The organism is Pseudomonas sp. LBUM1661 (assembly GCF_059695925.1).
Genome location: NZ_CP166794.1, coordinates 5,920,580 through 5,941,591, shown reverse-complemented (window position 1 = coordinate 5,941,591; position 21,012 = coordinate 5,920,580). Strand labels below are relative to the sequence as shown.

General features: G+C 56.5%; 19 protein-coding genes. 10 read left to right on the top strand and 9 right to left on the bottom strand.

All coding sequences use genetic code 11. From position 1 onward, the window contains the following. The first annotated feature begins 400 nt into the window (after nucleotides 1–400). From ACA057_RS27260 to ACA057_RS27250, 3 genes are all read left to right on the top strand, one after another. A complete protein-coding gene (locus ACA057_RS27260; RefSeq protein WP_497343824.1) occupies nucleotides 401–1,837 on the top strand; it encodes a cytochrome ubiquinol oxidase subunit I in 1,437 nt (478 codons plus the stop codon). A gap of 3 nt (nucleotides 1,838–1,840) precedes the next feature. Continuing rightward, nucleotides 1,841–2,848, top strand: a complete 1,008-nt coding sequence (gene cydB / locus ACA057_RS27255) for a cytochrome d ubiquinol oxidase subunit II (RefSeq protein WP_497343822.1) — start codon at nucleotides 1,841–1,843, stop codon at nucleotides 2,846–2,848. A 79-nt stretch (nucleotides 2,849–2,927) separates the two neighbouring features. Next, nucleotides 2,928–3,095 carry a DUF2474 domain-containing protein gene (locus ACA057_RS27250; RefSeq protein ID WP_497343820.1) on the top strand — a complete coding sequence of 56 codons (168 nt, stop codon included), beginning with the start codon at nucleotides 2,928–2,930 and terminating at the stop codon, nucleotides 3,093–3,095. Nucleotides 3,096–3,164: 69 nt separating this feature from the next. Here ACA057_RS27250 and ACA057_RS27245 read toward each other — a convergent pair whose 3' ends face one another. Beyond that, nucleotides 3,165–4,289, bottom strand: coding sequence for a methyltransferase (locus ACA057_RS27245; RefSeq protein WP_497343818.1), 1,125 nt, complete (start codon nucleotides 4,287–4,289; stop codon nucleotides 3,165–3,167). 179 nt (nucleotides 4,290–4,468) lie between these two features. Continuing rightward, on the bottom strand, nucleotides 4,469–5,182 hold the full coding sequence (locus ACA057_RS27240) for an autoinducer binding domain-containing protein (protein ID WP_497343816.1): 714 nt from the start codon (nucleotides 5,180–5,182) through the stop codon (nucleotides 4,469–4,471). Between the two features lie 332 nt (nucleotides 5,183–5,514). Between ACA057_RS27240 and ACA057_RS27235 the strand changes: the two genes are divergently transcribed. Beyond that, the gene (locus ACA057_RS27235) at nucleotides 5,515–6,291 is read left to right on the top strand and encodes a ferredoxin--NADP reductase (RefSeq protein ID WP_497343814.1); all 777 of its coding nucleotides are present in this window, start codon (nucleotides 5,515–5,517) and stop codon (nucleotides 6,289–6,291) included. 182 nt (nucleotides 6,292–6,473) lie between these two features. Here the strand turns inward: ACA057_RS27235 and mscL are convergent, their stop codons facing one another. Continuing rightward, nucleotides 6,474–6,890, bottom strand: a complete 417-nt coding sequence (gene mscL / locus ACA057_RS27230) for a large-conductance mechanosensitive channel protein MscL (protein ID WP_497343812.1) — start codon at nucleotides 6,888–6,890, stop codon at nucleotides 6,474–6,476. A gap of 560 nt (nucleotides 6,891–7,450) precedes the next feature. On the opposite strand from mscL, the gene radA reads away from it, so the two are divergent. Next, the gene (gene radA / locus ACA057_RS27225; protein WP_033054257.1) at nucleotides 7,451–8,818 is read left to right on the top strand and encodes a DNA repair protein RadA; all 1,368 of its coding nucleotides are present in this window, start codon (nucleotides 7,451–7,453) and stop codon (nucleotides 8,816–8,818) included. 130 nt (nucleotides 8,819–8,948) lie between these two features. Here the strand turns inward: radA and ACA057_RS27220 are convergent, their stop codons facing one another. After that, nucleotides 8,949–9,317 (bottom strand): PilZ domain-containing protein, encoded by a 369-nt coding sequence (locus tag ACA057_RS27220; protein ID WP_497343809.1) that lies wholly within the window; start codon nucleotides 9,315–9,317, stop codon nucleotides 8,949–8,951. 159 nt (nucleotides 9,318–9,476) lie between these two features. Here ACA057_RS27220 and ACA057_RS27215 point away from each other — a divergent pair, with 159 nt between their 5' ends. The 5 genes from ACA057_RS27215 to ACA057_RS27195 all read left to right on the top strand — a co-directional run bounded on the left by ACA057_RS27215 (nucleotide 9,477) and on the right by ACA057_RS27195 (nucleotide 16,545). Next, entirely contained in the window at nucleotides 9,477–11,543 is a 2,067-nt protein-coding gene (locus tag ACA057_RS27215) for a carbon starvation CstA family protein (RefSeq protein ID WP_497343807.1), read from the top strand. 14 nt (nucleotides 11,544–11,557) lie between these two features. Beyond that, nucleotides 11,558–11,755 (top strand): YbdD/YjiX family protein, encoded by a 198-nt coding sequence (locus ACA057_RS27210; RefSeq protein ID WP_008154232.1) that lies wholly within the window; start codon nucleotides 11,558–11,560, stop codon nucleotides 11,753–11,755. 163 nt (nucleotides 11,756–11,918) lie between these two features. Next, on the top strand, nucleotides 11,919–12,890 hold the full coding sequence (gene yjiA, locus ACA057_RS27205; RefSeq protein WP_497343805.1) for a GTPase: 972 nt from the start codon (nucleotides 11,919–11,921) through the stop codon (nucleotides 12,888–12,890). 310 nt (nucleotides 12,891–13,200) lie between these two features. Then, the gene (locus ACA057_RS27200) at nucleotides 13,201–13,350 is read left to right on the top strand and encodes a hypothetical protein (protein ID WP_497343803.1); all 150 of its coding nucleotides are present in this window, start codon (nucleotides 13,201–13,203) and stop codon (nucleotides 13,348–13,350) included. A gap of 57 nt (nucleotides 13,351–13,407) precedes the next feature. Next, nucleotides 13,408–16,545, top strand: a complete 3,138-nt coding sequence (locus tag ACA057_RS27195) for a type 2 lanthipeptide synthetase LanM family protein (RefSeq protein WP_497343801.1) — start codon at nucleotides 13,408–13,410, stop codon at nucleotides 16,543–16,545. On the opposite strand, the gene ACA057_RS27190 is transcribed toward ACA057_RS27195, so the two are convergent. From ACA057_RS27190 to ACA057_RS27170, 5 genes are all read right to left on the bottom strand, one after another. Continuing rightward, complete coding sequence (locus ACA057_RS27190; protein WP_497343799.1) at nucleotides 16,481–17,170, bottom strand: GntR family transcriptional regulator; 690 nt, start codon at nucleotides 17,168–17,170, stop codon at nucleotides 16,481–16,483. The genes ACA057_RS27195 and ACA057_RS27190 overlap by 65 nt on opposite strands. A 25-nt stretch (nucleotides 17,171–17,195) precedes the next feature. Beyond that, the gene (locus ACA057_RS27185; RefSeq protein WP_497343797.1) at nucleotides 17,196–17,900 is read right to left on the bottom strand and encodes a FadR/GntR family transcriptional regulator; all 705 of its coding nucleotides are present in this window, start codon (nucleotides 17,898–17,900) and stop codon (nucleotides 17,196–17,198) included. Between the two features lie 67 nt (nucleotides 17,901–17,967). After that, nucleotides 17,968–19,281 carry a C4-dicarboxylate transporter DctA gene (locus ACA057_RS27180; RefSeq protein WP_401357705.1) on the bottom strand — a complete coding sequence of 438 codons (1,314 nt, stop codon included), beginning with the start codon at nucleotides 19,279–19,281 and terminating at the stop codon, nucleotides 17,968–17,970. Nucleotides 19,282–19,566: 285 nt separating this feature from the next. After that, nucleotides 19,567–20,112, bottom strand: coding sequence for a hypothetical protein (locus tag ACA057_RS27175; protein WP_497343795.1), 546 nt, complete (start codon nucleotides 20,110–20,112; stop codon nucleotides 19,567–19,569). A 332-nt stretch (nucleotides 20,113–20,444) separates the two neighbouring features. Then, on the bottom strand, nucleotides 20,445–21,005 hold the full coding sequence (locus ACA057_RS27170) for a hypothetical protein (RefSeq protein ID WP_497343793.1): 561 nt from the start codon (nucleotides 21,003–21,005) through the stop codon (nucleotides 20,445–20,447). Between the last annotated feature and the right edge of the window lie 7 nt (nucleotides 21,006–21,012).

Sequence of the window (21,012 nt, the reverse complement as noted above, 5' to 3'; positions counted from 1 at the left end):
AAGACATCGATCTGAAAACACGAGAGTCCCCTGTGGGAGCGGGCTTGCCCGCGATAGCGGCGGATCAGTCGATATCAATGTGCCTGACACACCGCTTTCGCGGGCAAGCCCGCTCCCACAGGGAATGTGTTGCTGCTTATGACCAGGCTACTGAGGCAACCTGTCACGCGGCAAAAGACCACACCGTCCATCGCCTGAAATGCGACTACTCTTTTAGCGTTGCTTGATCCAGATCAAGACGCTTGGCGCAATTGATCCGGTGGCCAGATGGCCAGATTCCCTACGTTGTGATGATTGTAAAAAAAGAACGAATTCAAATTCGCCACACTCCATATCCGTGGGGGCCGTGGGTGTAGGGCCACAAGCCCTCCAGCCGGTATTACCTGACAGAGGAAGACTTATGTTCGGTTTGGAGGCGCTCGATCTCGCCCGAATTCAGTTCGCGTTCACCATCTCGTTCCACATCCTGTTCCCGGCCATCACCATCGGCCTGGCGAGTTACCTGGCGGTGCTCGAAGGCTTGTGGCTGAAAACCCATAACGACACTTACCGCGATCTGTACCACTTCTGGTCGAAGATCTTTGCCGTCAACTTCGGCATGGGGGTGGTCTCCGGGCTGGTCATGGCCTATCAGTTCGGCACCAACTGGAGCCGCTTCTCGGACTTCGCCGGTTCCGTGACCGGGCCGTTGCTGACCTATGAAGTACTCACCGCCTTCTTCCTCGAAGCCGGTTTCCTTGGCGTCATGCTGTTCGGCTGGAACAAGGTCGGGCGCAATCTGCATTTCTTCGCTACGGTCATGGTGGCCATCGGCACCCTGATTTCGACCTTCTGGATTCTCGCCTCCAACAGCTGGATGCAGACCCCACAGGGCTACGAAATCGTCAACGGCCAAGTCATTCCGGTGGACTGGCTGGCGGTGATCTTCAACCCGTCGTTCCCGTACCGCTTGATGCACATGGCGACCGCGGCGTTCGTGGCCACGGCATTCTTCGTCGGTTCCTCGGCAGCCTGGCATTTGCTGCGCGGCAAGGACAACCCGGCGATCCGCACCATGCTCTCGATGGCGATGTGGATGGCCTTGATCGTCGCACCGATCCAGGCCGTCATCGGTGACTTCCACGGCCTCAATACGCTTGAGCATCAGCCGGCGAAAATCGCCGCGATCGAAGGTCACTGGGAAAACAAAGGGGATGAGGCGACGCCGCTGATCCTGTTCGGCTGGCCGGACATGAAAGAAGAACGGACCAAATTCGCCGTCGAGATTCCGTACCTGGGCAGCCTGATCCTGACGCACTCCCTGGACAAACAGGTGCCGGCGCTCAAGGAGTTTCCGCCGGAAGACCGGCCGAATTCAACCATCGTGTTCTGGTCGTTCCGGATCATGGTCGGCCTGGGCTTCCTGATGATCTTCACCGGTTTGTGGAGCCTGTGGCTGCGCAAGCGCGACAGGTTGTATACCTCGCGTCCGTTCCTGTACCTGGCGTTGTGGATGGGGCCGTCCGGCCTGATCGCGATCCTCGCCGGTTGGTTTACCACTGAAATCGGCCGTCAGCCGTGGGTGGTCTACGGTTTGATGCGCACGGCGGATGCGTCCTCCAATCACAGCTTCATGCAGATGAGCATCACGTTGGTCCTGTTCGTCGTGGTGTATTTCGCGCTGTTCGGTGCCGGTCTTGGCTACATGATGCGTTTGGTGCGCAAAGGGCCGAAGATCGACGAAGGCAAGGAAACCAACGAGGGTGGTCCCGGGCAGAAGCGTACGCCGGCCCGTCCGTTGTCCGCTGCCGACGACGATCACGCCGATGCCGACCCCACCGTGACCAAGGAGATTTGAATCATGGGTATTGATCTTCCGCTGATCTGGGCCGTGATCATCATCTTCGGCATCATGATGTACGTGGTCATGGATGGTTTTGACCTCGGCATCGGGATTCTCTTCCCGTTCATTCCGGGCAAAAGCGACCGCGACGTCATGATGAACACCGTCGCCCCGGTCTGGGACGGTAACGAAACCTGGCTGGTGCTCGGTGGCGCCGCGTTGTTCGGCGCCTTCCCGTTGGCCTATTCGGTGGTGCTGTCGGCGTTGTACCTGCCGCTGATCTTCATGCTGATCGGGCTGATTTTTCGCGGCGTGGCGTTCGAGTTCCGCTTCAAGGCCAAGGACGACAAGCGTCACCTGTGGGACAAGGCCTTCATCGGCGGCTCGGTGGCAGCAACGTTCTTCCAGGGCGTGGCGCTGGGTGCGTTCATCGATGGGTTGCCGGTGGTCAATCGCCAGTTTGCCGGTGGATCACTGGACTGGCTGACACCCTTCACGCTGTTCTGCGGCATCGCGCTGGTGGTGGCGTATGCGCTGCTCGGTTGCACCTGGCTGATCATGAAAACCGAGGGCAAGTTGCAGGCGCAGATGCATGACCTGGCGCGGCCATTGGCATTCGTGGTGTTGGCGGTGATCGGTATCGTCAGCATCTGGACCCCGCTGGCCCATGCCGAGATCGCGGCGCGCTGGTTCACTTTGCCCAACCTGTTCTGGTTCCTGCCGGTGCCGATTCTGGTGTTGGTCACCATGTACGGACTGATCCGCGCCGTGGCTCGCAATGCACACTACACGCCGTTCCTGCTGACGCTGGTGCTGATCTTCCTCGGCTACAGTGGCCTGGGCATCAGCCTGTGGCCGAACATCGTGCCGCCGTCGATCTCGATCTGGGACGCCGCCGCGCCACCGCAGAGCCAGGGCTTCATGCTCGTGGGCACGCTGTTCATCATCCCGTTCATCCTGGGTTACACCTTCTGGAGCTACTACGTGTTCCGCGGCAAGGTTACCCATGAAGACGGTTACCACTAGACTCCCCAAACCTGTGGGAACGGGCTTGCCCGTGATGGCGCCGGCAGCGGCGCCGTCGATCTGAAGGAGGAGCGAAGCAATGACCAACAAACACACCTTGCACGACATTGAAGAAGCCGAAAAAAAGCCGCTCTGGCAGCGACTCGGCTGGCTGGCAATGATCTGGACCGGCAGCGTCGTGGCGCTGTTTATCGTCGCGAGCCTGATGCGTATGTTCATGAACGCCGCGGGCCTGTCCACCCACTGATCCCATCCCGATGCCTTTGGGCACGGATTTACAACCCTCCTGCGCTGGAGGGTTTTTTTTTGCCTGGGATTATTTGCGTGCTTTAAGAATGACGAACTTGGGCGTGGCAGCCACTTGTTCGACGCCACGGAATAACCGTGCAAGCTTGCTGTGATAACCCAGATGACGGTTGCCGACGATGTACAACGCGCCGCCCACCACCAGCGCTTCCCGGGCTTGCTGGAACATGCGCCAGGCCAGGAAATCGCCCACCACCTGTTGCTGGTGAAACGGCGGGTTGCACAGCACCACGTCCAGAGACTGAGGCTCCTGACCCGCCAGGCCATCGCCGGCACGCACGATAACGTCCCGCTCACCCAGCGCCGCACGCCAGTTTTCGGCCGCCGATTGCACGGCCATGAACGACTCGTCCACCAGCGTGTAGTGCGCCTCAGGGTTTTGCAGGGCACTGGCGATGGCCAGGACACCGTTGCCGCAACCGAGGTCGGCGACCCGCGCCGCGCCAAGGTTCTTCGGCAAGTGCGGGAGAAACGCCCGCGTGCCGATATCCAGGCCTTCGCGGCAGAACACATTGGCGTGGTTGAGCAGTTCGATCGCTGGCTCGTCGAGACGATAGCGGGTTGGATAGGGTGACGTGGCGGGTGCTTTGGCTTCTGGTGTGGCGATCAACAGCCGCGCCTTTTTTACCGCCAATGAAGCCTGTACCGGACCGATGTAGCGCTCCAGCAAATCCCCGGCCGCGCGCGGCAGATGCTTGACCATCGCGGCGGCAATCACCTGAGCGTCCGGCGCCAATTGGCCTTGCAGGCGGATCAGTTGTTCTTCCAGCAGCGCCAGGGTTTTCGGCACCCGGATCAACACACGATCGAACGGCCCGACCAAGGCTTCGCTGGCCGGTACGCCAGGCACGGCATCAAACGCCAGGCCGTTGCGGATAAGGTTCTTTTCCAGCCCTTGAAGGGCCAGGAACGAGTCGCCGCTGCTGATCACCCGGACCTTGCCTGCCAAACTCGCCGCCAAGGCACCAAAACTGTCGTTGAGCACCAACACTCGGGTGTCCGCCGCCGGTTGCTGTGCGGCCAGGTGACAGAGCAGGTATTCGTCCGCCGCATCGAAGGCTTGCAGCGGTTCGTTCGGCTGGTCGGGCTGGCGGATCAGGTCGAGTTGGGCGAAGGGCGTTTCGAGCAGGGGCATGGGGCGGGGGCTCTGGAAAATAAACAGGTGTCCCGCAGCCCGGGGGCGTTGTAGCGGGCGGGACCGTCCGAGTGGACTGCGACGTGGTGTCTCACACGTCATCACTCAGGAATGATCGCAAATGGTACGTTTTTTTCGATTGGATTACCCGCAGGTTTTCCTGTTGGAACCGAGCGCTTTCAGAGGAAATGGAACCTGGCCGCAGCGATCACCGCCGCCATCTTGTTGTTGACGCCGAATTTCTCGATTGCACTGTGTACGTGGAAATGTACCGTGCGTTCGCTCAGGCACAGGATTCTGGCGACTTCGTACGCTGTCTTGCCATCGGCCGACAGTTGTAATACCTCGATTTCCCGTGGTGATAAATGCGGTGCCTGGGGGCGAGGCGGTCTTTGCGGTTGAGCTTGCATCGCCAGGGCATGCAGGTGGTGGCTGATGAATACCGTGAAGCCGAGGTTTTCATACAGCTCATAGGCCGTGATCGGGCAATGACTTCTGGCCAGGCTCAAGATGCTGCTCAAACCGCTGTGTTCATCATGGATCGATTGCGACCAGCCATGCTGCAATCCTTGCTGTTGCAGCGATTTCCAGAGCCATGGCGTCTTGGCAAACAGCGCTTCGCTCCAAAGTATGGGCAACATGGAGTGATTGCAGTGCGCCACTATCGGGTCTATCGCGGTAGCGTTGTTTTTTTCATATTGCGTATTCCAGTCAAGCGGGAAATTGTTCAGGTTAACGCTGCTGCAGCCGGTCTCGCTTGTACGTGAACTTGTTGAAAAGGCACAAAATTTGTAACCAAGGTTCTTAACAAAGTTGAGTGCTATTTTATAGGCAGTGTCGATTTCCTTTGCGTGAGCTAATTGTTTTAGTTGAGATTCCTTCCACATCTCCATCGCGTTTCTCCATTTTTGCCTCAGGGTGCTTTTTGGATCCAAGATCCGGCACGCAACGAGTGTAGGATAATTCCTACTGTTGTGCTTTGACTTTTTTGCTCTTGCCAATGTGACGAAGTGCATATCTAGTTCTTAAACGTTGTAACGTATTGAGATAGCAAGTGACATGTAATGAAGGTGGTTGTACAGGTTCGTTAATTGCTGAGTTGTAATTGGGAAGGGTGCGAACCAAGTAGGACTTTATCTACACACACTAAAGCCACTACAAATCACCGGTGTTTACGTCGCCTGCTTTGCGGGACACTGTGGCTATCTGTTGAAGGGAGCGACCCATGACCGCCAGTGCAGAAAAATTCACTCGCCAGACCTTGCTCGATGTCCAGCCATTGACCCCGAGCCTGTTCACCCTGCGCACCACCCGGGATCCAGGTTTTCGATTTCGCGCAGGGCAATTCGCCCGGTTGGGCGTGACCAAAGCTGACGGCAGCACGGTCTGGCGGGCTTATTCTATGGTGTCGTCGCCCCATGACGAATTCCTTGAGTTCTTCTCTATTGTGGTGCCGGGGGGCGAGTTCACCAGCGAGCTGAGCCGGCTGGAAGTTGGCGATACACTGCTGGTCGAGCGTCAGGCCGTTGGTTACCTGACGCTTGATCGCTTTATCGACGGACGTGACCTCTGGCTGTTGTCCACGGGCACTGGAGTGGCGCCGTTTCTGTCGATCCTGCAGGACTTCGAGGTCTGGGAAAAATTCGAGCGAATCATTCTGGTGTACAGCGTGCGCGAAGCGCGGGAGCTGGCCTATCAGGAGTTGATTGCAGGGCTGGCGCAGCGCGATTACCTGGAAGAGTACGCCCACAAGCTGCAGTTCATCGCTACCGTGACGCGTGAGCAGCATCCTGGAACCCTGAATGGCCGGATTACCGCGCTTATAGAAAGTGGCGAGCTGGAGCGGGCAGCCGGCGTGGCGCTGACCGCCGAACACTCGCGGGTCATGCTGTGCGGCAATCCACAAATGATCGATGACACGCGCAAGTTGCTCAAACAGCGGGATATGAACTTGAGCCTCACTCGACGGCCCGGGCAAGTGGCGGTGGAAAACTACTGGTAAAGCGCGTAGGCCCAGTCAGTTAAGGAAACGCTGACCCTTTTAGGAGCGAGCTTGCTCGCGATGGACGTCAATGATAACGCGTGTTTGCTGGCTAAATACGTCGCCCTCAGGTCCATCGCGAGCAGGCTCGCCCCTACACATTTCCTTAACTGCGTGAAGGCGCCGTTTTTGAATGCAACACGTCACTCAGGCCGGTTGTTCTGGGCCTTGAGCAGGTCGCGGATCTCACCCAGCAGCTCTTCTTCCTTGGTCGGAACCGGCGGCAGGGTTGGCGCAACGGCTTCTTCGCGCTTCAGGCGGTTGATGGCTTTGACGCCCATGAAGATCGCGAAGGCGACGATGATGAAGTCGATCATGCTCTGGATGAATTTGCCGTACGCCAGCACCACCGCCGGGACGTTGCCATCAGCCGCCTTGAGCGTAATGGCCAGGTCGCTGAAGTCCACCCCACCGATCAGCAAGCCAATGGGCGGCATGATGACGTCGCCGACAAACGACGAAACGATCTTGCCGAAGGCGGCGCCGATGATGATACCCACGGCCATGTCGACCACGTTGCCTTTGACCGCGAAGGCCTTGAACTCACTTATCACGCCCATAGGTTGATTCCTTATTACAGATGAGGTTGGTGAAGGCAGTGTAAATCAGCAAAACAGATCTTGCTTGAAACACCCGCTTTAGGGGCTTGCCTGCTATCGACCTGATGGTTGGAGAAAAGTTTTCAAAACGCCATCATTTCTGAAAGAGCGGGGTAAGGTCCTTGCGAAGGGGAAAGGTGGGGCAGTTGATAAAACCGGGGTAAAAAGTTGTCATTCGAAAGTGTGAAGAACATAAAATTCGACGCAAAGGAAAGCCGTCGATGTTCGAAGATCAAGCGCTCAGTGGAAGATTGCTGGATGCGTTTTTATTAAAAAGACTCACTAATTGAAGTGGGGTTGTACGCCCGTGCCTTACTTGCTTAAGAGTTGTACAAATTTTGCTTCTATTTAATGGGGTGTGCTCTACGTGTCAGCCTGTAAAGTTGTACAAGTTTCCCTGAATTGTAATACGGTTGGTGTTTTCAAAAAGTCCGAAAAACATTCTGCCAACGCCGCCCGGCAACAGCGCGCGCTGATCCGCTCCAGCTGAGCTATCATCGCGGTTTTTGCCGGGAGATCAGATGGCCAAGGCCAAACGCATGTACGGCTGCACAGAGTGTGGCTCAACCTTCCCCAAGTGGGCCGGCCAGTGCGGCGAGTGCGGGGCCTGGAACACCCTGACTGAAACCATGGTGGAAAGTGGCGGGGCAGCAGCCCCGAGCGGCCGCACCGGGTGGACCGGTCAGCAGGCCCAGATCAGGACCCTGGCCGAAGTCAGTGTCGAAGAAATCCCGCGTTTCTCCACCGCGTCCAGTGAGCTGGATCGGGTGCTGGGTGGCGGTCTGGTGGACGGTTCAGTGGTGTTGATCGGCGGTGACCCGGGCATCGGCAAATCGACCATTCTGCTTCAAACCTTGTGCAACCTCGCCAAAGTCATGCCAGCGCTGTACGTCACCGGCGAAGAATCCCAGCAACAAGTGGCCATGCGCGCTCGCCGTCTCGGCTTGCCGCAGGATCAACTGCGGGTGATGACCGAAACCTGCATCGAAACCATCATCGCGACGGCCCGGCAGGAAAAGCCCAAGGTCATGGTGATCGACTCGATTCAGACGATCTTCACAGAGCAACTGCAATCGGCACCCGGCGGCGTGTCTCAGGTTCGGGAAAGTGCAGCGTTACTGGTGCGCTACGCCAAACAGAGCGGCACGGCGATTTTCCTGGTCGGCCACGTGACCAAAGAAGGCGCATTGGCCGGTCCGCGCGTGCTGGAGCACATGGTCGACACCGTGCTGTATTTCGAAGGCGAGTCCGATGGGCGCTTGCGTTTGCTGCGAGCGGTGAAAAACCGTTTCGGCGCCGTCAACGAACTGGGCGTGTTCGGCATGACTGACAAAGGCTTGAAAGAAGTCTCCAACCCATCGGCGATTTTTCTGACGCGTGCGCAGGAAGAAGTCCCAGGCAGCGTGGTCATGGCAACATGGGAAGGCACACGACCGATGCTGGTGGAAGTCCAGGCGCTGGTGGATGACAGCCACCTGGCCAATCCGCGCCGGGTGACCCTCGGTCTCGATCAGAACCGACTGGCGATGTTGTTGGCGGTTCTACACCGTCACGGCGGCATTCCGACCCACGACCAGGACGTGTTCCTCAATGTGGTCGGCGGGGTGAAGGTCTTGGAAACGGCTTCCGACCTGGCATTGATGGCGGCGGTGATGTCCAGTCTGCGCAACCGGCCATTGCCCCATGATTTGCTGGTGTTCGGTGAAGTGGGCTTGTCCGGCGAAGTACGCCCGGTGCCAAGCGGCCAGGAGCGTTTGAAAGAAGCCGCCAAACACGGCTTCAAGCGCGCCATCGTGCCCAAGGGCAATGCACCGAAAGAGGCACCGCCAGGGTTGCAGATTATTGCGGTAACCCGCCTGGAACAGGCACTCGACGCCCTGTTCGAATAGTCCTGTGCGAAGCAGGGCCCTGTGGGAGCGGGCTTGAACTGCGATTGCGCTCTGACAGTCGGCATTAATGCGGGAGCCGAAACCGTCATCGCGGGCAAGCCCGCTCCCACATTAGTCGGTGATTCGACTTTTAAACCTCGATCAGGGCACCCAATTCCCGCTCAAGCTCCTGCGGATCTGCAAGATTGAGCTCGATCAACCGCCGCAGGCGTTCGATGGACTCCAGGCTGATGTGTTTGCAGACAAATCCAAGCTGGCCATGGTCATCGTGGGTCAGCTGTACATCCATCTTGATGTTGACCTCGTCGTTGAGATGAACATCGATCAGGAAATGCCACTCCGGATTACCCAGCCAAGGCTCGGGCTTTTCGATCAGCACGCCCTTGAGCGACAAGTCGATCAGCTTCACTGGCCAGGTGAATTCCCCCTGGATCAGCTCGGTTCGGGCATCGAACGCAATTCGTTTGAAGCGGCGGCGATCGCCCAGGTGGTCGCTCATGGCAGAGTCCTCGATAAGGTTCGCTGACTATAGACCCGCATTGTCAAAGCCTGCCAGCCAAGACAATCCTCCAGAACAATGTTGGGTATGGCCTTTGCTGCCAGTAGCGCTAAACTCGGGGTGGCTGTCTTTCTTGTCCACTCTGGCTGGAATCATAAAATGAAAAATAATAATAGCCTGGCACGCCACATACCCTGGCTACTGCTGGCAATCGTAGGAGCGTGCGCTCTTGGTGTAGTGGCATTGCGCCGAGGCGAGGCGATCAACGCCTTGTGGATTGTGGTCGCTGCCGTGGCCATTTATCTGGTCGCGTACCGCTATTACAGTCTGTTCATCGCTAACCATGTGATGCAACTCGACCCGCGACGGGCCACCCCCGCCGTGCTCAACAATGACGGTCTGGACTACGTCCCTACCAACAAACACATCCTTTTCGGTCACCACTTCGCCGCCATTGCGGGCGCGGGGCCGCTGGTCGGTCCGGTGTTGGCCGCGCAGATGGGCTACCTGCCCGGCACGCTCTGGCTGATTGCCGGGGTGGTGCTGGCCGGTGCGGTTCAGGACTTCATGGTTCTGTTCATGTCCACCCGCCGCAATGGCCGCTCATTGGGCGACATGGTCCGTGAAGAAATGGGCCGCATCCCCGGGACCATCGCGCTGTTTGGCTGTTTCCTGATCATGATCATCATCCTCGCGGTGCTGGCGCTGATCGTGGTCAAGGCCCTGGCCGAAAGCCCGTGGGGGATTTTCACGGTGATGGCGACCATCCCGATCGCGATGTTCATGGGCATTTACATGCGCTACATCCGCCCGGGGCGCATTGGTGAAATCTCCGTGGTCGGCGTGCTGTTGCTGCTCGGTTCGATCTGGCTGGGCGGGCAGATTGCCGCCGATCCGGTCTGGGCCAAGGCGTTCAGCTTCACTGGCGTGCAGATTACCTGGATGCTGGTCGGTTACGGTTTCGTGGCCGCTTCGTTACCGGTCTGGCTGATTCTGGCGCCGCGTGACTACCTGTCGACCTTCCTCAAAATCGGCACCATCGTGGCGTTGGCGATAGGCATCCTGGTCACCATGCCCGAGCTGAAAATGCCGGCATTGACCCAGTTTGTCGATGGCACCGGTCCGGTGTGGAAGGGCGGTCTGTTCCCGTTCCTGTTCATCACCATCGCCTGTGGCGCGGTCTCCGGTTTCCACGCGCTGATCTCGTCCGGCACTACGCCGAAACTGCTGGATAACGAGGTCAACTCCCGTTACATCGGTTACGGCGCCATGCTGATGGAATCCTTCGTCGCCATCATGGCGATGGTGGCCGCTTCGGTGATCGAACCGGGCGTGTATTTCGCCATGAACAGCCCGGCGGCCGTCGTCGGCGGTGACGTAGTGGCTGTCGCACAAACCGTCAGCAGCTGGGGCTTTGCAATCACCCCGGAAGCACTGCAAGCGGTGGCCAAGGACATCGGTGAAACCACCATCCTGGCCCGTGCTGGCGGTGCGCCGACCCTGGCGGTCGGTATCGCGCAGATCCTGCACAGTGTGCTGCCGGGTGAAAACACGATGGCGTTCTGGTACCACTTCGCTATCCTGTTCGAAGCGCTGTTCATCCTGACGGCTGTGGACGCCGGTACTCGTGCCGGCCGTTTCATGCTGCAGGACTTGCTGGGTTCCTTCGTGCCAGCGCTGAAACGCACCGAATCCTGGACCGCCAACCTGATCGCGACCGCCGGTTGCGTGGCAATGTGGGGCTGGTTGTTGTACCAAGGCGTGATCGATCCGCTGGGTGGCATCAACACCTTGTGGCCGCTGTTCGGTATCTCCAACCAGATGCTGGCCGGTATCGCGCTGATGCTCGGCACGGTGGTGCTGATCAAAATGAAACGCCAACGCTACGTCTGGGTGACCATGCTGCCAGCGGTATGGTTGCTGATCTGCACCACCACCGCAGGCTTCATCAAGCTGTTCGACGCCAACCCGGCGATCGGCTTCCTGTCGCTCGCCAAAAAATACAGCGATGCCCTGGCCAACGGCCAGATCCTCGCCCCGGCCAAGGACATCACTCAAATGCAGCACGTGATCTTCAACGCCTACACCAACGCAACGCTGACGGCGCTGTTCCTGTTCGTGGTCTTCAGTATCCTGTTCTATGCGCTCAAGGTCGGTATTTCCGCCTGGGGCACCAAGGAACGCACGGATAAAGAAGCGCCATTCCAGGCCCTGCCGGATGCGTGATCGAGGATTGCAGCATGTTCAATGACCTGAGTCGCCTCGGTAAATACCTCGGTCAGGCCGCGCGCCTGATGGTCGGCATGCCCGACTACGACAATTACGTCGAGCATATGCAAACCAAACACCCGGACAAACCGGTGATGACCTACGAGATGTTCTTCCGGGAACGTCAGGAAGCTCGTTACGGTGGCAAGGGTGGGCCAAAGTGCTGTTGATCCGGTTTTCGGATTAACAGCAATCCCTGTGGGAGCTAGCCTGCTAGCGATGGCGGTTGAACATTCAACATCACAGTTGATTGATAGTCCGTCATCGCTAGCAGGCTAGCTCCCACATTTATTTGGTGTTGATACTTTAATTTTGTGAAACAGGAGATTCCAGTTGTCCTCTCCCATCCCCGTCACGATCCTCAGCGGCTTCCTCGGCGCCGGCAAGACCACGCTGTTGCGCCACCTGCTCAAAGCCGAGCACGGCCTGAAGATCGCCGTGATCGAAAACGAATTCAGCGACGCCGGTATCGACACCCAACTGCTGGGCGACGAGCCGGTGCAAGTGATGACGTTGTCCAACGGCTGCGTCTGCTGCACCATCCACACCGACCTGACCAAGGCCTTGTACCTGTTGCTCGAACGCCTGGACAGCGGCGAAATCGCCTTCGACCGTCTGGTGATCGAATGCACCGGTCTGGCCGATCCGGCACCCGTGGCGCAAACCTTCTTCATCGACGAAGAACTGCGCGAGCGCTACATCCTCGATGGCATCATCACCCTGGTGGATGCCGCTCACGCTGACACTCACCTGACCCAGACCATCGCCCAGGCACAGATCGGTTTCGCCGACCGTTTGCTGGTGAGCAAGCGCGACCTGGTGGACGAGCCTGTCTTCACTGCACTGAGTGAACGCCTGACCCGAATCAACCGGCGTGCACGGATCCGCGTGGTCGACCACGGCAAGATCGACCTGGCTGAACTGCTCGACGTGCGTGGCTTCAATCTCAACGCCGACCTTGGTGGCGGCATCAGCCTGCGCCCCGTGAGCAAGGCGCCCTCCATCGACCGCATTTCCAGCCTGGTGCTGCGCACCGATAAGCCGCTGGATATCGACAAGCTCAGCGAGTTCATGAACGAACTGCTGGAAGAGCATGGCAAGCAATTGCTGCGCTACAAAGGCGTGTTGAGCATCGTTGGCGAGCCGCGACGCATGGTGTTTCAAGGGGTGCTGAAGCTTTACGGTTTCGATTGGGATACCGAGTGGGCCGACGATGAAGTCCGCGAAAGCGTGATCGTGTTTATTGCCGATGATTTGCCGGAAGAGAAAATCCGTGAGGGGTTTGCGCGGGTGGCTGCCGATTGAGAGTGTTAAATTTTGATTCAGTCGATGTTCATTAAAATGTTCTCGAAGGAGTTTCCCGTGATCGCCAGAAAGGTTTTGTAACTTTCTGGCGAAGAGTTGTTGTTGGGTGTTTGCATTGAAGGTGTTAGTTGATGGTTGCGAAATGTAATCAGTGCAAGCGATTATGATTTTGATTGGTGGTTGCTTTCGTGCCTGGTTCCGAGTGTCAGTTACATTAAGTTTGTTTTTTCTGAATGATGTGTTCGGCTCTTCGATGTAATTTTGCTGGGTGCCAACTAAGGCGCTCTCAAATTGAAATCTGGAGAAGTATATGAAAGATCAAGTTCTGGAAATGTCGGGTGATTTCGCCAGTGAGTTCGAAGCTTACGTAAAAGCGGGCGTCAACAAGATGGCCGGAGTCGAAGTGATGTCGACCACCGCAATCACCTGCGAGAGCCTCGGTTGCACGTTCGGCTGCTAAGCCTTCTGTAGCATGTGGCGGGTCATTGATCCGCCACACGGGTCAAGGTGGCAAAGCATGTTGGCTGATATTCTGACGTTTCAAGAACGTGTGACTCCCGGCGTGGCGCGTGTTGTCGATGCAGGAGCACTGTGCAGTACCCTGGAGATGTTGCACAAGGATGATCGTGCGGTTAAGCACTATTTCGGATTGACCAAAAACGATCTGGCTCGCTGGTTTCAGAGTCAAAGCAAGTTGGCCGATACTGTAAAAGAACATCTTTCAATACAAACGCTTGGAAGAAAGATTCGGTCGATTGAATCTTTCAGCAAGCATGCATTCGCCAGTGGAACAGAAGCGGATGCCTTTGAAGGGTTCTATCTCGCTTTGTATTTTTACTTTGAAAATGTCTTTCAGTGTGATGAGCGTTTTGTTGAAGCCAGTCATTACTTTAATATTGATGCACTCCTATTCAGTGCGAAGCCTTATGTCGTAAGCAGCATCAAGCGTCTATCTGAAAAGTCCCTGGTCCATTGTCTTAATACGCGAATTTCCAATGGGCTGGAGTCGGACCTTGAAACCTTCAACCGATTCTTGAGCACTGACGCTGTCGGGTCGGTATTGGAGTCTTACCCAGTGCTGGCCGACTTGCTGATCCGGCAAATGGAAGGCACCGCTGCTTATCTGTACAAGATCATTTTGCATTTCGCCGACGATATCGATGAGCTCTCGCAGGTATTCGGGTTAACAGGCCGAAAAATAGACTCGATCGAACTGGGTTTGGGAGATCCTCACGCCAATGGCGAAACGGTTTGCGTGGTGCAGATCGCAGGCACCTCGTTGGTCTACAAACCCCGAAGCAACCGGGAAGCGAGGCTTTATAGCTCGCTGCTGATGTTGTTGCGCGAGGAAACCGGCGATGACTGTTTCTCCGCTCGTACGCCGTCGCTGGTGTGCAGGGACGATCATTGCTGGATCGAAAAAATCGACAATCGGGCCTGCGATACTGCGGCAGATCTCGTTTTGTACTATCGACGTGTTGGGGCGCAAATTGCGCTTGTTCACGCATTGAATGGCATCGACTTTCACTACGAAAACATCATTGCGTGCGGGAGCAGTCCGGTCATGATCGATCTCGAATGCCTGTTCACGGCGTCGATGATTGATCTGCAACGTGATTTGCCCCCCACTGGCGCATTGTTCAAAACCCTGAAACTCAACAGTCAGTCCGTCTTCTCCAGTGGTTTTGTTCCTTATTCGCCTGACTCGGAAAACGACTTCAGCGGCCTGACGGCCCAGAAGCAGTTCACCACCACGGCCAAGCAACTGATCCGCGAGCAAGGCTTTTATCATTTGAAGCGGGTCAAGATCGAAAGACACCCGGTCATCAAGCACCTGCCGGTTTTTGACGGTGTTCAGTATTCGTCGGTGTCTTATCAGGACGCTATTCTTGAAGGTTTCGGAGTTGCCTACGATGCGGTGATGAAGCATCAGGCTGCAATGCTTGAGCTGATCGCACGGCATTCTGCCCGGTTGAAAACACGTGTACTGATCAAAAATACCCAGCGCTATATCGATTTCATCGAGATGACGCTACACCCGCGCTTCACCCAATGCCGGCTCCAGCACCAACTGTTGCTGGCCACCCTGTGGTCCGAGTCGAGCGAATCGCTCATCGATAAAAATATCGCCGGTCACGAACTGGCAGATCTGGAGAGCGCCAATATCCCTTGTTTTACCCTGCCCATCGCGTCGAATCGGATTTACAACTCCCAGGGCACTTTCGTAGCGGTACTCGAAATCGATAGTCCAATGGAGAGTTGCCGACGGAAGCTGAGTGAGTTCTGTGCGAGGGACAAAACGTTTCAGACCTACATACTGAAGGAATGTCTGTTTCCTTCCGGCAATGAAGCCATGCCCATGAATCGACGGCACGTTGCCAGCGGTGTGTCGAGCCTGCCGCAGTCGCAGTATCTGACAGGCGCGTTGCAAATCGCGGCGGCCATCGAAGCGGGGGCTATCAATGGCGAAGAAGGGGATGTGGCGTGGAGCTTCTTGAATGCTCACCCGACAACCCGGCGCCATTACCTCTCGCCGATGACCAATAGCCTGTACAGCGGAATGGGCGGGTTGGCCGTTTTCTATATGAGTTTGCACAGGGTCAGTGGCCGGGCCGAACACTTGGCGCGAGCTGATCAAATTGTCGATTCGATGGCGAGATCACGCGAGCATTTTGACAGTGACATGGCGGTCAGTGCCTATTTTGGTTTGGCGTCGTATCTCTATGTGCTGGTCAATCACCAACAGGTACACGGCGGGGAAATTCACAGCGCGACGATCGACGAATTACTGCTCAAGCTCGGCGACTTTCCACAGCAGGGAGACGAGCTCGACTTCCTCAACGGCTGGTGCGGGACGGTCACATTGCTGGTGAACCTCTATCAGCTGGTGGCGATAAACAGCTTGATCCCTCTGATCGAAAAGTTCTCGGCAGCCATTCGGGCCGAACTGGTCAATGAAGGAGGGCGATTTGCTCGACAGACCGGCGCAACACCTCTCTTGACCGGATTCTCTCATGGGATTTCCGGCATTCTTCACGCACTCGCCAAGGTGTATGAGGTGACCAAAGACGCGACGCTGATCGCGCTGATAACGGATTTGCTGGAGGACGAAAACCGCCAGAGTGCCCAAGGCTTTTGGCTGGACCTGCGTGAGCCATCGAAGCCCACACACATGACCAAGTGGTGTCACGGCGACGCCGGAATCCTGATCTCCAGGCTTCAACTCAAACACACGCTGAAAGACGTACTGAGTGCTGAGCAGTTGGCGATGGTTGAGGGCGATATCAATACCTGTGAAAGCAATCTCTGGCGTCACGGTCTCGGCTCGGGCTACAGCCTGTGCCATGGTGATTTCGGCAACCTGCTTTGTTTGCTGGCGTTGTATCGCCGCGCAGAAAACCCCGAAGGCATTGCGCGAAGTATGCAGGCGTTGTCCGAGGCTGCTCACAACTTCTTCCATGAAGACTTCATGACGCAAGACCGCATGCCTGTTCTTGGGATGATGCTGGGCGTGGCAGGTGTCGGTCAGGCATTGTTGACGGCGATTGATCCAGCGCTACCCGATGTTTTGGCATTGACGTTCATGGGGGCTAATTCAGCAGCCGTTGTTCAAGATCCGCCAGGTGTTGAGTCAGCAGTTGCACCGCTGCATTGACGTCGATCCGCTCCATGGCTTGCACGATCGCGGCTTGTGTATGCCCGGTGTGATCCCCGGCAGTCTGTTCGCATTGGGCAATCGCCAGCGAAGTCATAGGCACCAGGCTCCCGAGGAAGTGAGCCAGTGGAGCGTTGCCCGCCATGTTGGCCAGTTGCAGGTGAAATTCGCCGGACAGGCGAATAGCCGCTCCGTGCTGGCCTCGGGCCCGGTGTTGGCGCTGCTTTTCGATCAGTTCGCGCAACGCTTTTAGTGCGCCGGGGTGAGGCTGCTGGCAGGCGAGCTGGATAAGTGTGATTTCAGTCAATCGACGCGCGTGGAGTATCTGCCGGGTCTGTTCGCAGGCAACTATCGCAATTTGCGGGCGATGATGGGGACGCAAGATGACGACCTGTTCGTTGGACAGGCGCGTCAACACCCGGCGTATGTGGCTGCGACTCGCATTGAACAACTGCCCCAGGCTTTCTTCGGTAAAGCGACTACCGCCGGCGATGCGCTGATCGAGAATCGCATCGAATACCCGCAGGTAGAGGTCATCCTCCAATGGCTTATCGCAGTGAACGCGGGAGAAGGGCAGAGCCGTAGGTGTCTCGCGATTGTAGTGCGGTGAGGCGAAGCTGTTCATGGCCTGTCTCCAGTTTCAAGAGGATTCAACTGCCGAGGTTGTCGTCCGGGATGTTCAATTCGATGCCCATTCGCTGGCCTTCCCGGAGGATGTGTCGACGCATTTCGGCACTGGCCTGGGCGCTGTTCTTGCTGCGGATCGCCCGCACCACGGCTTCGTTTTCCTCGAGACGTTCCGCCAGATGCTCCGGGGAATTGCGCAACACCTCGGCGCTTTGCTTGAGGGCGTTGCTGGTCTGCTGCACCACACTCTGGAAGATCGGGTTCGAGGTCAGCGTGAACAGTTCTTCGTGGAACGCGATGTAAGCGTTGACGCCGGCTTCGCTGTCGTTGGCTTCCAGGGCTTCGCGCATGTCCATCAGGGTCAGGCGCAACTGTCCGACTTCCTTGCTGCTGATCGACTGCGCCACCAGGCCGACAATGAACGGTTCGAGGGTGTAGCGCAGTTGCAGCACATCCTCCAGGCTCGCGCCGGCCACCGCGCTGTCGTGGTGTTGGCTGTCGCTGAGATGGGCCTCCAGCACCACCACGCCTTTGCCCGGCATGGAGCGCACCAGCCCGAGTGTTTCCAGCACGATCACCGCTTCTCGCAGGCTCGGTCGGCTGATGCCCAGTTGTTCGGCCAGCTCACGCTGCCCCGGCAACATTTCGCCGGAGCGCCACTGACCACGGGCCAGCGCGGCCCGAAGCTTTTCTACTACTGAATTCACAACGGTCGACGAGGTGATCACTGTTCGCTCCATGAGCATCCATAACGATTGATGACCGTGCCTGCCCATGGGCAGGCACGGCGGTTATTCAGAATTCCTGCTGATGGGCCGGGGTGACAGGTTTTCTCGGCTGGAAGGTATAACCCACTTGGCCGGAAAGCACTTTGTTTGCCCGTTGAATATCGATGTCCTTTTCCCAGCGAGCGATGGCCACGGTGGCGACGCAGTTGCCGATCAGGTTGGTCAGCGCCCGGCCAATGCCCATGAACCAGTCCACCGCCAGCACCAACACCAAACCTACCACTGGAATCGCCGGGATCGCGGTCAGGGTCGCCGCGAGAATCACCAGCGCCGAACCGGGAATGCCGTGGGCCCCTTTAGAGGTGATCAACGACACCAGCAGAATCGTCAGCAAATCGGTCATAGCCAGCGGCGTGCCGGTGGCGTTGGCGATGAACACGATGGCGAGGGTCAGGTAGATCGAGAAACCGTCCAGATTGAACGAGTAGCCGGTGGGAATGACCAAGCCGACCGTCGAACTGCCGATGCCCAGATGCTCAAGCTTGCGCATGATTTGTGGCAGCACGGCGTCGGAAGAAGCGGTGCCCATGACGATCAGCAGTTCTTCGCGCAGGTACTTGAGCAACGGCCACATCCGCAGGCCGGACAGGCGCATCACCAGGCCGAGAATCAACGAAACGAACGCAACGCAAGTCAGGTAAAACAGGCCGACCAGGCTGCCCAAGTGCTGCAACGAGTCCAGGCCATATTTGCTGGTGGTGAACGCAATCGCGCCGAACACGCCGATCGGCGCCAGGCGCACGATCATGCCCATGATGCGGAAGATCACGTGGCTCAGCTCATTGATCAGCCGTGAAATGCCCGATGCCGCTTCGCCCACCAGATTCAGCGCGCTGCCGAACAGCACCGAAAACAGCAGGACTTGCAGGATGTTGTTATCGGCAAAGGCACCGATGACCGAGGTCGGGATCAGGTCCATCAGGAACTGCGTGGTGGTGTGCATGTGCTGACCGCGCTGGGCGATGTCGCCTATGTCGGCGGCGGAAAGCTGGTCCAGGTGAATGTTTGCGCCGCTACCGATGCCGGTGCTGAACGCGAACACCAGGCCGATCACCAGCGCGATGGTGGTCAGCACTTCGAAGTAGATCACCGATTTCAAGCCGATGCGTCCGACCTTCTTCAGGTCGCCGGCACCGCTGATGCCGCTGACCACTACGCAAAACACGATCAAGCCGATGAGCATCTTGATCAGCTTGATGAAACCGTCGCCGAGGGGTTTGAGTTGGGCGGAGTATTCGGGAAGGGTCAGCCCGCAGACGATGCCGAGCACCAGTCCGAGAACCACTTGGAGGAAGATTGAACGCGAGCACCATCTGAGCATGGGAGGAATCCTGGTCGGTGTCCTGGCTGCCGTGCGCTTGAACGCATCAGATTCAGGACTTAATTATTGTGGTCTTACCGGTATGTCCAGTGCAGGCGCAGTCTAGGCGCTGTTTTGGGAGCGTCGCAAGCGAAAAATGCACGATTGGCATGACCGGTCTTACCAGTTGAGCGAAAGGCCCCGACCTTGAGCCTTTTCTCGGTTGAATTTTTTTGCGGGGGCGATGAGGCGACCTGTAGCCGCTGGCGAAACCTGCGGCTACAGGTGTGTTGCTATTGAATAGCTTTACATAGAGACATTGCGCGTGATGATTTTAAGTTCGAAGAATACAAGTCGTCCGCCGCGATTAGGATAATCGGTAAGTACCGGGAAATAAGGTGGTCCAGCATAGGTATGAACCTCTCGTTGTTGTGGGCCGGTGTGCAGGCGTATTTTATTGAACTCTTCCGGAAAATCATCCAGTTTCGAACTTTCGCCCAATCGATTGATGATGCGAAAATAAGTTGGGTCATCACCTTCGAAGACCGATAAGTTGCGAAGCTCGCCTTCCATGCTAATCGTATTGGTAAACTGTCCATTACTGTCTGCAATCTTGATGGTGTAGACATCATCGTGATAAGCGAAGAGGAGCGTTTCAGGGGTTACATCCTCTCCATAACTCAGCAAAATGTTTCCGGAAAGTTCAAGCTTCTTTTCCAGAATGGCCCTGAGTTCCTCTGTGATATCAGGAGCTTTCAGCAACTGTTGAATAACCTTGCCGGCTAGCGCTACTGGCTTGTTATCGACAAAGAGTTGGGCGGTGAACGATTGGCTTGTATTCATGTTTTGCATGATGGTATCTCTTCCTTGATAGATGAATAGCGTATGTCACTTGTTGTAGAGTGGTCGGCTATTCGTTGTTTTTAAGTAAGTTAGGTGAGGCTAGCATAAGGTTTTTAATGGTATATTTTTGGTGTGTTGCAAAATGATAAGTTGTAGTCGGTAATGAGGCGTGGATATAAAGTGGCTGTTGTTACGAACATTTTTATAATGCGCTATATCCAAGCTGAAAACCGCCATCAATGGCAGCCAGTGTCAGGCGTTTACCTCAAGTCGCAAACGCCAGGCCTCGGTAGGCATCAGAGGTCTTGTGCTGATTGATACGGGTGAGGATAAAGCGCATTTCAGGACGCCGTAGAAGGCACTTTTCGTTCCAGAATACTCAAGATAAAAATTATTTTTGAACGCTCGGTGGTGCGAGCAAGATAAACATAGGGTGAGCCGTTTATTTTCAGGCCGCCCAGATATTTTTTATCTTCGGTTCTTAGCGAGATGGGTGAATGAGTGGCCAGATTATCCAGTGTGACGGGTTTGTTGTTGTGATCGATCAGTGTGAAAGCCGTCGGGTTTTCTTCATCTGAATCTACCGCCCCCAAAACTTCGAGCCAACTTTCGCTGACAAGTTTGTTGTAATACTCGCCCTTGTTTTTTATTGAAAGTATGTACCCGCTGGCCGTGTGTCGAAAGTGCAATTTCAATGATTGTACTACGCCTGCTTGCTCGTTACGGCGCAGGCCAAGCAGGCTTGAGTGATCATGTTCTTTTGGTGGGCCGGTGTAGAACCCTCCGCTGAACAACCTGACAGTGGCCAGTGCTGGTTTTTCATGGAGTAGTTCAAGAAAATTGAGTTTATGGTCAAACATTGTAAGTGTGGCGCTAAAAGATTTATCGATATCGTCGTTCATTGTGAAA

Coding starts and splice junctions, on each gene's coding strand:
- ACA057_RS27175 (WP_497343795.1), bottom strand. CDS start 20,112: ATGCAAAACATGAATACAAGCCAATCGTTCACCGCCCAACTCTTTGTC.
- radA (WP_033054257.1), top strand. CDS start 7,451: ATGGCCAAGGCCAAACGCATGTACGGCTGCACAGAGTGTGGCTCAACC.
- ACA057_RS27210 (WP_008154232.1), top strand. CDS start 11,558: ATGTTCAATGACCTGAGTCGCCTCGGTAAATACCTCGGTCAGGCCGCG.
- ACA057_RS27195 (WP_497343801.1), top strand. CDS start 13,408: ATGTTGGCTGATATTCTGACGTTTCAAGAACGTGTGACTCCCGGCGTG.
- ACA057_RS27260 (WP_497343824.1), top strand. CDS start 401: ATGTTCGGTTTGGAGGCGCTCGATCTCGCCCGAATTCAGTTCGCGTTC.
- ACA057_RS27190 (WP_497343799.1), bottom strand. CDS start 17,170: ATGAACAGCTTCGCCTCACCGCACTACAATCGCGAGACACCTACGGCT.
- ACA057_RS27200 (WP_497343803.1), top strand. CDS start 13,201: ATGAAAGATCAAGTTCTGGAAATGTCGGGTGATTTCGCCAGTGAGTTC.
- ACA057_RS27170 (WP_497343793.1), bottom strand. CDS start 21,005: ATGAACGACGATATCGATAAATCTTTTAGCGCCACACTTACAATGTTT.
- ACA057_RS27180 (WP_401357705.1), bottom strand. CDS start 19,281: ATGCTCAGATGGTGCTCGCGTTCAATCTTCCTCCAAGTGGTTCTCGGA.
- cydB (WP_497343822.1), top strand. CDS start 1,841: ATGGGTATTGATCTTCCGCTGATCTGGGCCGTGATCATCATCTTCGGC.
- ACA057_RS27215 (WP_497343807.1), top strand. CDS start 9,477: ATGAAAAATAATAATAGCCTGGCACGCCACATACCCTGGCTACTGCTG.
- ACA057_RS27240 (WP_497343816.1), bottom strand. CDS start 5,182: ATGGAGATGTGGAAGGAATCTCAACTAAAACAATTAGCTCACGCAAAG.
- ACA057_RS27250 (WP_497343820.1), top strand. CDS start 2,928: ATGACCAACAAACACACCTTGCACGACATTGAAGAAGCCGAAAAAAAG.
- mscL (WP_497343812.1), bottom strand. CDS start 6,890: ATGGGCGTGATAAGTGAGTTCAAGGCCTTCGCGGTCAAAGGCAACGTG.
- ACA057_RS27220 (WP_497343809.1), bottom strand. CDS start 9,317: ATGAGCGACCACCTGGGCGATCGCCGCCGCTTCAAACGAATTGCGTTC.
- ACA057_RS27235 (WP_497343814.1), top strand. CDS start 5,515: ATGACCGCCAGTGCAGAAAAATTCACTCGCCAGACCTTGCTCGATGTC.
- ACA057_RS27245 (WP_497343818.1), bottom strand. CDS start 4,289: ATGCCCCTGCTCGAAACGCCCTTCGCCCAACTCGACCTGATCCGCCAG.